General features: G+C 39.0%; 9 protein-coding genes and 1 tRNA gene. 2 read left to right on the forward strand and 8 right to left on the reverse strand.

Going from position 1 to position 12,685, the window contains the following annotated elements:
• Positions 1-77 precede the first annotated feature (77 nt).
• From FTU17_RS05550 to crp, 6 genes are all read right to left on the reverse strand, one after another.
• Positions 78-1,244: a GNAT family N-acetyltransferase gene (locus tag FTU17_RS05550; RefSeq protein ID WP_180134855.1), complete on the reverse strand. Its 1,167-nt coding sequence runs from the start codon at positions 1,242-1,244 to the stop codon at positions 78-80.
• Between the two features lies 1 nt (position 1,245).
• The gene (locus FTU17_RS05555; protein WP_180134856.1) at positions 1,246-2,796 is read right to left on the reverse strand and encodes a GH3 auxin-responsive promoter family protein; all 1,551 of its coding nucleotides are present in this window, start codon (positions 2,794-2,796) and stop codon (positions 1,246-1,248) included.
• Positions 2,796-3,632 carry a hypothetical protein gene (locus FTU17_RS05560; protein ID WP_306670313.1) on the reverse strand — a complete coding sequence of 279 codons (837 nt, stop codon included), beginning with the start codon at positions 3,630-3,632 and terminating at the stop codon, positions 2,796-2,798. The genes FTU17_RS05555 and FTU17_RS05560 overlap by 1 nt, the downstream gene beginning before the upstream one ends.
• Before the next feature lie 225 nt (positions 3,633-3,857).
• Complete coding sequence (clpB, locus tag FTU17_RS05565) at positions 3,858-6,437, reverse strand: ATP-dependent chaperone ClpB (RefSeq protein WP_180134857.1); 2,580 nt, start codon at positions 6,435-6,437, stop codon at positions 3,858-3,860.
• A 347-nt stretch (positions 6,438-6,784) separates the two neighbouring features.
• Entirely contained in the window at positions 6,785-7,834 is a 1,050-nt protein-coding gene (locus FTU17_RS05570; RefSeq protein ID WP_180134858.1) for an NADP(H)-dependent aldo-keto reductase, read from the reverse strand.
• Between the two features lie 203 nt (positions 7,835-8,037).
• Positions 8,038-8,748: a cAMP-activated global transcriptional regulator CRP gene (gene crp, locus FTU17_RS05575; RefSeq protein ID WP_078191819.1), complete on the reverse strand. Its 711-nt coding sequence runs from the start codon at positions 8,746-8,748 to the stop codon at positions 8,038-8,040.
• Between the two features lie 148 nt (positions 8,749-8,896).
• On the opposite strand from crp, the gene FTU17_RS05580 reads away from it, so the two are divergent.
• Together FTU17_RS05580 and FTU17_RS05585 are read left to right on the forward strand one after the other, a co-directional pair.
• The gene (locus FTU17_RS05580; protein WP_180134859.1) at positions 8,897-9,325 is read left to right on the forward strand and encodes an OsmC family protein; all 429 of its coding nucleotides are present in this window, start codon (positions 8,897-8,899) and stop codon (positions 9,323-9,325) included.
• A 403-nt stretch (positions 9,326-9,728) separates the two neighbouring features.
• Entirely contained in the window at positions 9,729-10,475 is a 747-nt protein-coding gene (locus FTU17_RS05585; RefSeq protein ID WP_180134860.1) for an IS5 family transposase, read from the forward strand.
• Positions 10,476-10,561: 86 nt separating this feature from the next.
• On the opposite strand, the gene FTU17_RS05590 is transcribed toward FTU17_RS05585, so the two are convergent.
• Positions 10,562-10,638, reverse strand: a tRNA-Val gene (locus FTU17_RS05590).
• A 32-nt stretch (positions 10,639-10,670) separates the two neighbouring features.
• Positions 10,671-12,683: a DUF3488 and transglutaminase-like domain-containing protein gene (locus FTU17_RS05595; RefSeq protein ID WP_180134861.1), complete on the reverse strand. Its 2,013-nt coding sequence runs from the start codon at positions 12,681-12,683 to the stop codon at positions 10,671-10,673.
• Positions 12,684-12,685: the final 2 nt, after the last annotated feature.

Below are 12,685 nucleotides of genomic sequence, written 5' to 3' on the forward strand. Positions count from 1 at the left end.
CATAAGTACACAATTAGAATGATTTTAAATGATTGATTTGGCAGTTTTAATTGATTTTTTGATCATTATCACTTCATCTATATACGCCCAACTTCAAAATAACTGATACGTTTACGATCAAAAGCAGCGTATGGATTGCCTTTAAAACTATGAAAATAGTGCTTGGCTTTTAACACATGTGAGGTCGTATTTTTCATCCACTCAATACGCGGGTCCTTCTCTGCCAAAGTAATACAATAGGTTTCTTTACCACGTTGCTTTGTCTGCTGTTTTGCATGAAAAATCAAACTTGCAAATACGTCCAGATGTTCAGGATGACATAGCGGACTATGCAACATTAAATAATCAAAGGTTCCATGAATTTTTGGCAGTGATAAAACACCACGCACACTGGCATAGGCATTATAAAAAGGTTTCATCAACTTTAATGACCTTGAATAATCGATCACTCGAGTTTGTTTAAAACTTTTTTGATTCCATAAGCCATAAAGTCCAACCAACTGATTGTGCTGATCGTAAATCAAATAGAAGTCATCTAGATTTAAGCATGCCCAAAATGGATTTTGACCATCTACCAACGCATTAAAATCATAGCTAGGTAAAAAATTATAATGGTCTTTCATTTTTAAAATGAAATCATTCGCTTCATCTACACGTTCAGCAGTCAGGGTTTTAAATTGATATTGATTGAAAGTTTTTGGTTTCACTGCCTGTGAAACGGTAAAGGTTCGAATTTCATCATAAAAATATGGCAGCGGAAATCCAGATCTTTCATGATGTAAAATACTGGCAGCGACAATATTGTCGTTTAAAACCACACTTTCAAAAATCGTGTCTTGTGGTATTTCATCATGGAGATAGTCCATCAATAAGCGCATGACTTTAGCACCACGATACGCTGGATTCATTCTTAAATCGGCGACATAACGCATCAGGTCAGGCTGACCATTGATATAACAATAACGCCATCCCAAATTCATCATCGCAATCACGATAGATGGATCTTCCACAGGGACAACCACTTTTAAATCTGGACGATTATACTGTGCGTGGCTGGCATCAAAATAACTGGGGTGACGCGCATAAGATAATGTGATGCCATTGCTTGGCATAGTCTCTGCACTAATTTTCATTAGTTGCTCATCATCTTCGACAGTCGCATTTCGAACCGCAAACTTAGTCTCATTCTTTGAATGATATAACGCCGTTTCGTCGAACGGTGCATCTAACACATCGATATCCATCTCAATACTCAATTATTTTTGTTTTCATTTTCTTAAGCGGCTCAGGCTTAATATTCCCTTCAATCATGCCATTGTTCATGGCTAGTGTTTTGTAGTAGTCCCAAGCATCTTGTACATGTACCACTTCAGGTTCATCCAACTGCCCCAGATCGCGTGCCAATTCATAATGAAAATTATGTTTTAGTAACCGATCTAGCGCTTGAGCAGACGGTTGTTTGTCTACATTGCCTTCACTGAGTAAAACATAATGCGGTTTTTTAACCGAACATTGTTCGATACCCAAGATACTAATTGGTAAATAATCCACTTGTTTAAACTCTGCAAGGACTTTAACTGCTGCATTGTGGTCGAGCTTTTCTCCGACCAAATCTACCGTCATTTTGCGACCTAAAAACTTGAAGCATGGCACTTGCTGATAAAAGTCGGTGACTTCTAATTCATCATCAATCACATAACGAATTAATCCTGAACCTGTCGTGATCACAGGACTAACGATATCGCCTATTTTCAGTTGCCAAGATGGCACCACTTTTTGGCTGTCTTGCAAAATAAATTCATAAAAATGTGACTGATAACTTAAGGTAAAACGGTTTGCAAATGGAGTCGTCACTACGCCTTCAGTTGCCCATAAACCTTTACCTTCAAATGCCACACCTGCAATTCGTTGCTGGAGTTGTACTGCCCACTGCTCTGCGCTCGCAGTATCCCAACTCGAAACCAGACTGAGTTTAGGCCACAGTTTTTTCCACGCCGTTGCTTGGGTCAAATCCAAGTCTTGTAAGCGATAGCATTGTTGACAAGATTTAGGAACTTGCAGAAAACTCAAACCCTCACGTTGCCATTGTCCAGTTTTTAAGACCTGCACAATTTCAGCTTGATGTTCATGAATGATATCCAACAATTGCAAAGCAAATGTAGGACTCCATACCGAAATCATGCCTAAATGCTTATCTGCAACGAGATACACCGCGGTTGCAAACATGGCATCTTCGGCTGAATTCGCCATCGCAATTTCAGTCGGTACCGACTGGGTAATTTTACTCAACACTCGCTTCGACAGATTAAGCAGCGCACTGTCATCATTCAAATTACTATTTTCTAAAAGCTTTCGCTGGCTTTCAGGCAACCATGAAACCGACCAATAATGCGTTGAATTTTTAAGTTGTGGATGAGTTCGGTATAAATTGGTGAGCCATAACCCAATAGCTTCATCCAATTCATCTAAAAAAGCCTGAGTAAAGGGAATGAATTTAATTGCTTCACTCGACCCACTGGTCGGTTGAAAACGGACAATTTTTTCAGGCCCCAAACAATTTTTGCCACTTTGTCTGGATTGTTCAATTTGGCTTTTCCAATTACTATAACGCGATAGCGGATATTTTTTGGAAAATTGCTCATAGCTTAGATTTTGCGAAATGTGCTGCTTTAAAAAATGGCTTAATTTTTTACGTTGCACATTTTCCAGCTGATTTGCCTGCTGTGTATAGCGTTGAAATGCTTTACGGCAGGCAATATTCAAAACTTGATGTGCAGTGGTGAGAAGCAATCCCATTAGGCCACCTTCAAGTCTGAACCTGTCGCAATATGCAATGTACGAGACTTATAACGTAACTTGCTTTCATGTTTACTCACACTGGTGGTCTTGGTTAAGAATCGATTTACATAACGGTATAAATCGCTCCAACGTAATTCACCAATGCACGGTAGTTCAGTTCCATCGACCCACGTTGGGTTCTTATCTTCAAAAAAAGCAATCTTGGTATTGTTTTCGCGCATCTCATGGGTGATTGGCGCAACATCTGCTTTGAGTGGCTGGTAGTCTTCGCCAAAATTCAGAAGACCTGTTTCATGGTTATAGTATTCTGAGTAATATTCTTTACAGTACGATTCGACAAAGTCTTTGAGATGGGCATTTTTCTCACCATAATGTGGATAGTAGCTGTAGTAGTTATTGGCTAAGAGCAGATAAGTTTTAAAGCCTTTAGAAATTAGAATCCAATATACAGGGGTTCTTGGATGACGAAATTTAAAACTAATAATATAACGGAACATTGCTCGGGTTAATGCACGATTCCCCCAATACTCTTTCTCAATAATGGTATCACCACTGAAAAAAGCATGTCGGGCTTTACCATCAACAATAAAGTCACGCTCCATAACCGTCGAGAATCCGACAATTTGATTATTTTTCGGTTCAATAATGAAAAAAACACCGGTTTTTTCTAAGAAGTCGCGTTCAAAAATTTCATAACGGGTATTGGCATAATACTTTTGGTAAATACCATACATGCGTTTGAGTTCTTGAACAGTGATGTCATCTGTACGTTTATATAAACTATAAGGTTCTTTTTTGATCTGCCTAAGCAGTTTAAATTCCATCATAATCATAATTTCCTGTTGCCATTCATTCATGATGAACGAGCGATATTGTTTTTGTTTTACAGAACACAGTCATCTCGTTGGATGTGTGCGGACGTCATATTAGTGGGTGAAAATGATGAAATACAATCAACTTTACGTATTTAAACGAAAATTACGACAAGCGTAAAATTAAAAAACCCGGCCTAAACCGGGTTTCTGTTTTTACAACTGGATGTAGCAGATTTGTGCTTTTTAGTTAAGTTTCATCTTGTCAAAACTTAGGTGATCTCCTTCCGCTTGAACGACAATCGTATCGCCCGGTTGGAAAGCACCTGATAAGATTTTCTGTGCTAGTGTATTTTCAACTTGTTGTTGGATAGCACGTTTCAGAGGACGTGCGCCATACACAGGGTCAAAACCAGCATCGATAAGTAATTCAAAGGCACTATCTTCAACCGCCAAACTCATATCTTTATCTGCCAAACGTGAACGTAAGCGATCCAACTGAATATCCGCAATGCCACGAATTTGCGCTTTTTGTAAAGAGTGGAAAACCACCAACTCATCAATTCGGTTCACAAATTCTGGACGGAAATGTTCCGAGACAGCAGCCATCACCACAGCACGAACTTCGTCTTTCGACGGGTTTTCACCTAATTCACGAACATCGGTTGAACCTAAGTTCGAGGTCATCACAATCACGGTGTTTTTGAAATCAATCACACGACCTTGTGAGTCTGTTAGTCGACCATCATCCAACACTTGAAGCAAAATGTTAAAGACGTCTGGATGTGCTTTTTCAACCTCATCAAACAACACTACACTATAAGGTTTACGACGAACAGCCTCGGTTAATACACCGCCTTCTTCATAACCCACATAGCCCGGAGGCGCACCTACCAAACGGCTCACCGAATGCTTTTCCATAAACTCTGACATGTCGATACGAATAATCGCATCATCACTGTCAAATAAGAAATTACCTAGCGCTTTGGTTAACTCAGTTTTACCTACACCTGTAGGCCCAAGGAATAAGAATGAACCACTTGGGCGGTTTGGATCGGATAATCCTGCACGAGAACGACGCACCGCATTCGACACTGCTACGACAGCTTCATCTTGACCAACTACACGGTTATGTAAGAACTCCTCCATGTGTAAGAGTTTTTCACGTTCACCTTGCAACATTTTCGCAACAGGAATACCTGTAGCCGCACTTACCACTTCAGCGATTTCATTTTCAGTGACTTTGGTACGAATCAATTTCGGTTCTTCGTTCACCTCGGCGACTTCTTCTTCATTCAAGCGTTTTTGCAACTCAGGAATGACTCCATATTGCAAACGGCTCGCTTCTGCTAAATCACCTTCACGTTGTGCTTTTTCAAAGGCAGTACGTGCTTTATCTAGCTCGATTTGAGCCTGATTCGTGCCGTCAACCAAACGTTTTTCCGCAATCCACACTTCTTCCAAATCACTATATTCTTTTTGAACTTCAGCAATTTGTTTCTCTAGGTGCTCAACTTCAGCTTTAGAGACTGAATCTGCATCTTTTTTCACGGCTTCAAGTTGCATTTTTAACTGAATTAAACGGCGATCTAAACGGTCAAGTGGCTCAGGTTTTGAGTCAATTTCCATTTTGATACGTGATGCAGCTTCATCAATCAAATCAATGGCTTTGTCTGGCAACTGACGGTCTGTGATGTAACGATGCGACATTTTTGCCGCAGCAATAATCGCAGAGTCTAAAATTTGCACACCATGATGGGTTGCATATTTGTCTTTTAGACCACGTAAAATCGCAATGGTGTCTTCCACACTCGGTTCATCAACGATCACTTTTTGGAAACGACGTTCTAATGCCGCATCTTTTTCGATATATTGACGATATTCATCAAGTGTTGTCGCACCTACACAGCGTAGCTCACCACGCGCTAATGCAGGTTTAAGCATGTTACCAGCATCCATTGCACCATCGCCTTTACCTGCGCCAACAAGCGTATGTAATTCGTCAATGAAAAGAATAATCTCGCCATCATATTTGGCTAAATCTTTTAGAACTGCTTTAAGACGTTCTTCAAATTCACCGCGGTATTTTGCACCTGCAAGCAATGAACCTAAGTCAAGTGAAAGTACACGTTTACCTTTCAGACTTTCAGGGACTTCACCATTGACAATACGCTGTGCCAAACCTTCTACAATCGCAGTTTTACCCACACCCGGCTCACCAATCAATACCGGGTTGTTTTTGCTACGACGTGATAAAACCTGAATGGTACGGCGAATCTCTTCGTCACGACCAATAACTGGATCTAACTTACCTTCTAATGCACGTGCATTGAGGTCTAAGGTATATTTGTTGAGTGAATCACGTTGATCTTCGTGGTTATTACTCATGACTTGTTCACCGCCTCGTATTTGTTCAATTGCACTACGTAATTTATCTGTCGTTACGCCTACACTATTTAATAAGGTTTTGGTTTTACCCGTTTCAGCTAAACCGAGAATCACCCAATCTGTAGAAAGAAACTCATCTCCAGCTTTTTGCGCAAAACTATCGGCTAAATTTAGCGCTTTGACTGCTTCAGGATTTAGGTTGATGTCCCCTGTCGGCGTAGCAATGGTGGCAGTATCCTGTAGGGCTTGCTGAAGCTTGGTTTTTAACTCAGGAAGATTAGCACCTGCCTGTTGTAACAAGTTTTGGTTCGACGGCTCTTCAAGCAATGTCGAAAGAATATGGATTCCTTCAATGGCTGTATGGTCTTTCCCCATTGCTAAAGATTGGGCATCGGATAATGCTTGCTGCAAACGGTTTGTGAATTTTTCGAATCGCATTCTTGTTATTCCTCACAACAAATTCTGTACTTGAAGCATATATGGGAGTCATATTTAAAATTTCAAATACATTTTTTAAATATTTTTCAATGAGTTAATTTTAAGATAAAGATAAATCTCAATTATAATATTGGTATAAATAGAATACTTTTCAAGTCATTTATTGAAGAATTTAGTACTTTATTATGTTTTTTAAATACATATGTATTTTTAGGCAATTTTCTTGTCAACTCAACTGACTTTCTGACAATAAAATTCAATGATTTTCCACTAGCTTAAATCACGTAAATGTCAAAAAAGCCCACATTTACATGCAGGCTTTTGCTTAATCCACTAAAAAGTTCAGCTTAAGGTGCAGGATTTGGCTGTTGGCGATGAATAGCTTCAATCCCTTTTAAAATGTCTTCTGATAAATTCACCTCAAAAGCATCAATATTTTCTTTCAACTGATCTAGATTTGTCGCACCAATAATTGTACTGGTGACAAAAAATTGCTGCTTAATAAATGCTAGTGCTAACTGTGTCAACGTTAAACCATGCTGTTCAGCCAATTGTGCATATTGTTCTGTTGCCCATTCACTCTCCGCATTTGAATAGCGGCTAAAGCGTGAAAATAGTGTCACTCGAGCATTGGCAGGACGTGCACCATGACGGAATTTACCTGTTAGATAACCAAATGCTAAAGGTGAATATGCCAATAAGCCCACGCCTTCGTAATGTGCAATTTCAGATAAACCGATTTCATAAGTACGATTCAACAAACTATATGGATTTTGCACACTGACAATTTTTTCTAAACCATGCTTTTCTGCAAGTTGTAGGAATTTCAACGTTCCCCATGGCGTTTCATTAGATAGTCCAATTGAGCGAATTCGACCTTTTTTCACCTCATGACTTAAAGCAACTAATGTTTCTTCTAAATTGGTAATAGTTTGCGTACTGTTTGCTTCGGCATTGCAATAACCCAATTTACCGAAAAAGTTGGTTGGACGTTGCGGCCAATGCAACTGGTATAAGTCAAGATAATCTGTTTGTAAGCGCTGAAGAGAATGATCCAGTGCAGACTCAATTTCCGAAGCAATAAATTTAGTTTGCCCGTCACGAATATGACTACCGCCTTGTGACGGTCCTGCAATTTTTGAAGCTAAGATTATTTTATCGCGGCCACCGCGAGCCGCAATCCAGTTACCTATAATAGTTTCAGTCGAACCTTGGGTTTCAGGTTTCGGTGGGACAGGATACATTTCTGCAGTATCCCAAAAGTTAAGACCACGCTCTAAAGCATAATCCAGTTGCTCGAAAGCTTCTGCTTGGGTGTTTTGTTCACCAAACGTCATGGTGCCTAAACAAATTTCTGGAACTAATATGCCTGTATGTGCCAATGGTTTAAATTGCATGCCGCAAATTCCCTCTTTATTTTAAATATCAATATATAAGTCACGAAGTAGCTTACATAAGATATCGACTTTGTTTAAATCATAATTTTCTGTTTATTTGTCAAAAAATGTGAGAAAGGTTGCTTCCGCTATAATAGTGAGAAATGAATGGACATAAAAAAAGCAAACCCCTGAGTTTGCTTTTTTTAGATTCGGAAGACTGATTATTCTTCGTCGTCGAAATCGTCAGAAGCCAATTGGCTTTTCTCTTCAAGCGATGCATCAAAAATTAGAATCGCTTTACCATCAGTTTCGATCATGCCTTGCTCTTCAAGTGTTTTTAGAACACGACCAACCATTTCACGGGAACAACCCACGATACGACCAATCTCTTGACGAGTAATACGAATCTGACGACCATTCGGCAAAATCATTGCCTCTGGTTGTGAAGATAAATCAATTAAGCAACGTGCAATTCGACCTGATACGTCAATAAACGCAAGGTCAGTTACTTTACGCGTCGTATTTTTAAGACGGCGTACAAGCTGTGCAAATACCGCATAACTTAAGTCTGGGTATTGTTTACTTAATTCATGAAAGTTTTCATAGGTAATCTCAGCAATTTCACATACATCTCGCGTACGCACTTCTGCAGTACGCTGTGCATTTGCTTCGAATAGACCCATTTCCCCAAAAAAGTCACCCGCATTTAAGTACGCAACCACAATTTCACGCTCATCATCTTCGCGTAAAATGATAGATACTGAACCCTTAAGAATTAAATACAAAGATTTAGATTCTGAGCCCGCATCAATGATTGTTGTACGTTTTGGGTAACGATTAATATATGCACGTTTTAATAATGCCTTCACCGACTCAGGTAACTGCCCCGGAGATAGCGCATCTGTGCTAAGTTGTGAAAAGTTTGAAGTCATGCTAACAGTTTCCGAATATGGATAATTTATAGATCGCACAAGACCTAAAGTGAACTTGTCACACGTAAGAGTTGAAATTCCTTATCAACTCAATTTATGTTAGTGTACAGGTACTGCGTAAATTTATAGCTTTTTTTAGGGACTTGCAATGCAAACTAGTGTTCATTGGCTAGAGAATGTTGCTTTTGAAGCAAAAACTCAAAGTGGTCACACTGTTATGATGGATGGATCACAAGAATATGGCGGTGAAAACCGTGGTCCGCGCCCAATGGAACTGATTTTAACAGGACTTGGTGGTTGTGCATCTTTCGATATTGTGACGATTTTAAAGAAAGCACGCCAAGACATTACTGATGTTCGTTGTGAATTAAATGCAGAACGTGCCGACACTATTCCTGCTGTATTCACTAAAATTCATTTGCACTTTGTAGTCACTGGTCATGGCGTGAAGGAAAAGCAAGTTGCAAAAGCGGTTGAACTTTCTGCTGAAAAATACTGTTCTGCGAGCAAAATGCTGATGGACGGTGGTGTAGAAATTACTCATGACTTCGAAATTTTAGAAGCTGAAGCTACATAATTTATTTGCTCAATTAAAAGCCGCATAGAATGCGGCTTTTTTGTTTTAACCAATCCGCTATAGCACACATTTTATAAAGCACTGCTATATAGTTATAAATGCAGAAATATGAGCCAAAGAAGTTTGGCTTAATCACTTAATCAACCAATATCCAAATTGATGTATTTGCACATAGATGCATTTACCCCCAATTCCATCTCATGATGATTTTACGACTCAATCCATATGAATCTATTCAGGCCAAATACGATTGAAAACGATTGCGAAGAACACCTTACATATAAGTCGATTTGATTCAACTATAGTCTTAATAACACTTTAATTAGGGTGTGTTGACACTTTTAGCTTAAAAAAATAGCGAAGTAGTAAAATCAAATCGCCAAACCCAATTTTACTATTCGCTATGCCTCGTACCATGCTGACAGATCAACACTGGCAAAAGTTGAAAGTTATGCTGCTTAATTTATCCATTCACCACAACTCAAATTTACGCAATTTCATTGAAGCTATTCTCTATAGAATTAGAACAGGCTGTCCGTGGCGAGATATTCCTTCTTGTTTTGGCCATTCAAACTCTATTTTCAAACGTTTTAATCGTTGGTCAAGCAGCGGTAAGTTACTTAAATTATTCAAATTACTAGCCTCATGCCCCGATATGGAGTGGATTTTTATTGATGGCTCTCATGTATGTGCTCATCAACATTCTGCCGGCATAGCGAATCAATCTATTTCTAAAAGTATAGGTGGAAACTCCTCAAAAATATATTTGATTGTTGATGCACATGGTAATCCTATTGATTTCATGATTACCGATGGAACCACACATGATGTTAAAGTTGCACCTGATTTAATATCAACATTAGATTTAAAAGAGACAAAAGTGGTATGCGCAGATAAAGGCTATGATTCAGAATCACTGCGTGAACAGATCAGGAAAACAAGGACTAAAGCGAATATACCAAGGAAAACGAATAGCCAATCGAACAATGACCATATGGACTGCTATTTATATAAAATCAGGCATTTAGTTGAAAATATGTTTTGCAGATTAAAGGAATTTAGAGGAATAGCTACTCGATATGACAAGCTCAAAAGGAATTATCAAAGTTCTGTTGCTTTAGCCTGTATATTTTTATGGCTACCTTTATAGGGTTAATTATGAACAGTAAATGTCAACAGACCCTAATAATTTCAGATAAAAAAAAAGCAGAATCATTTTGATTCTGCTTTTGAATTTGGTAGGTTTAACCAGATTCGAACTGGTGACCTCTACGATGTCAACGTAGCGCTCTAACCAACTGAGCTATAAACCTAGAATGCGTAGAATCATATTCATTTTTATTTTTTATGACAAGCCCTTTTCTGACTTTTTTAAATTTTGCGTACAAGTTTTAAGCAAAGCCTTAAAATATTGAATATCATGAGAACTTAGCGCGGTACCTACATAAATTCCCTGCTCAAATAACGTAATAACTTGTTCAAATGCCGCCCTTTCCTGTTCAGGTACATTTTCAGCCAAACGTTGTAACCAATGCCTAAAACTTTCTGAAGCCACTTTTTGCTGGCTCAAGGGTAAATTCTTAGCAAACTTGGTAATTTCTCTTTCAAGAGGGCTGAAACTTTTTCTTTTTTTCCACAAAATCCATATAAAATATAATGCTACAATGCCACCAATACTCAAAATAAGAATTAAAACACCTGCATAAGCAGAATTTGTACCGAGCTTTTTAAACCATTGTTGTTGTGATTCAGCATTATAACCCACCACCTTGCTCTGCCATTGGTAACTCGCATAATCACTCCATACACGGACTTTTTTCAACATCGAAAATTGTTGATAGGCCCAAGTCGACTGCTGGCTCCCAAAAATTGTCCGATCTTGTTCCATATAATCCTGCATCCCCCCATCGATACGCTGAGGTGCGATCATGGCTGTAGGATCAATTCGACGCCAATGTTGATTGACATAAACCTCTGTCCACGCATGTGCATCAAGTTGACGAACTTCCCAACTTTTTCCATCTGGTGCTAATTGACCACCTTGATATCCCACGACAATACGCGATGGAACACCTACATAGCGCATCAACATTGCAAAGCTCGAAGCAAAATGTTCGCAAAAGCCCTGTCTTGATCCAAATAAAAAATCATCTATCCGATTTTGCCCCAATACGCCTGGGCTTAAGGTATATGCAAAGCGATTTTGTTTATACCATTGCAAAACTTCTGCAATATAACGCTCAGGATTTTGATGACTGCGCTGCCATAAAGTTTGGGCCAATTGTTGTGATTGAACATCCAAGTTTTCAACATAGCGCGTGTTTAATTTTTCAAGTAAAGTCACATTTTTTATTTGTGGCGGCTCTGCACTTCCTAACCATTTCAGTTGAATCGGCTCCGTGCGTGCTGTTAATCGGTAGGGCGTAATTCGACCATCTTGACCTAAAGCAAAACGTGCTTCATTGGGAACGGATTGCTCCAACGACATAATCCACATCACACTTGGGTCGGCAGCCAAATATTGATAATTCAATGTCCGCTTGGGTTTTAAATCAGCTGGATTCAGCTGTATAACGTTCTGGTTGAAAAAATGACTGGTCCATTTAGAACCATCATATTCATCTAAAGCCATTGCCCGCCAATACAGCTCTGTACGTGGTGGCAAGGCTTGAATATCACCGATTATACGAAAAGCCAAACTACTCGACTGTGATAACTCAGCAATATCGCCCGGAGACATGCTGTCACTGATTCCCGTTGTGGCTTTATTTTCAGGAATAGGAATGTGCCATAGCGGCGGCAGGCGTGGAAAAAAGAGAAACAGTAAGATAAAAAATGGAACAGCTAAGCCAATAAATTTTCCCACATGCCCAATATCTTGTTTAATCGCCTGTATTTCACCGCTTGAGTCTTGGCTAAAACCAACGGTCTGTAAACGGAATAATCCAATAAAGCAGCTCAACAACGCCAACAAAATGACCAATGCCATGGCAAAGGACTGGCTAAACAAAAAACTACTGGCAATCACAAACATCGCAAAGTTAAATAAAATAATTACATCACGACGTGTTTTTGTTTCTAAAGATTTAGCAAATAAAAATGTACTAAGTACTGTAACCCCTGCATCAACACCAATAAATGTTTTATGACTTATGTAAATGCTGAATAAAGCTATCAATGTCAGCACATAGGTTAAAATTTTAGAAAATGGTTTTTTAGTTGCGCGGGTATTGTGTAATAAAATAAGCCAAATGACTAAAAATACTAATGATGTCACCACTGGTATATAAAGCATTTGCGCAATGAGCAACAAAGCTAAAGTGAGTAGTATGGAGCGGCGTATGGTATTTTCAATCATCA

Source organism: Acinetobacter sp. YH12070 (assembly GCF_013419625.1).
GTDB classification, from domain to species: domain Bacteria; phylum Pseudomonadota; class Gammaproteobacteria; order Pseudomonadales; family Moraxellaceae; genus Acinetobacter; species Acinetobacter amyesii.

Bases quoted from the DNA above. Each gene is read 5' to 3' on its own strand.
- FTU17_RS05550 (WP_180134855.1), bottom strand. From the start codon at position 1,244: ATGGATATCGATGTGTTAGATGCACCGTTCGACGAAACGGCGTTATAT.
- FTU17_RS05555 (WP_180134856.1), bottom strand. From the start codon at position 2,796: ATGGGATTGCTTCTCACCACTGCACATCAAGTTTTGAATATTGCCTGC.
- FTU17_RS05560 (WP_306670313.1), bottom strand. From the start codon at position 3,632: ATGATTATGATGGAATTTAAACTGCTTAGGCAGATCAAAAAAGAACCT.
- clpB (WP_180134857.1), bottom strand. From the start codon at position 6,437: ATGCGATTCGAAAAATTCACAAACCGTTTGCAGCAAGCATTATCCGAT.
- FTU17_RS05570 (WP_180134858.1), bottom strand. From the start codon at position 7,834: ATGCAATTTAAACCATTGGCACATACAGGCATATTAGTTCCAGAAATT.
- crp (WP_078191819.1), bottom strand. From the start codon at position 8,748: ATGACTTCAAACTTTTCACAACTTAGCACAGATGCGCTATCTCCGGGG.
- FTU17_RS05580 (WP_180134859.1), top strand. From the start codon at position 8,897: ATGCAAACTAGTGTTCATTGGCTAGAGAATGTTGCTTTTGAAGCAAAA.
- FTU17_RS05585 (WP_180134860.1), top strand. From the start codon at position 9,729: ATGCCTCGTACCATGCTGACAGATCAACACTGGCAAAAGTTGAAAGTT.
- FTU17_RS05595 (WP_180134861.1), bottom strand. From the start codon at position 12,683: ATGATTGAAAATACCATACGCCGCTCCATACTACTCACTTTAGCTTTG.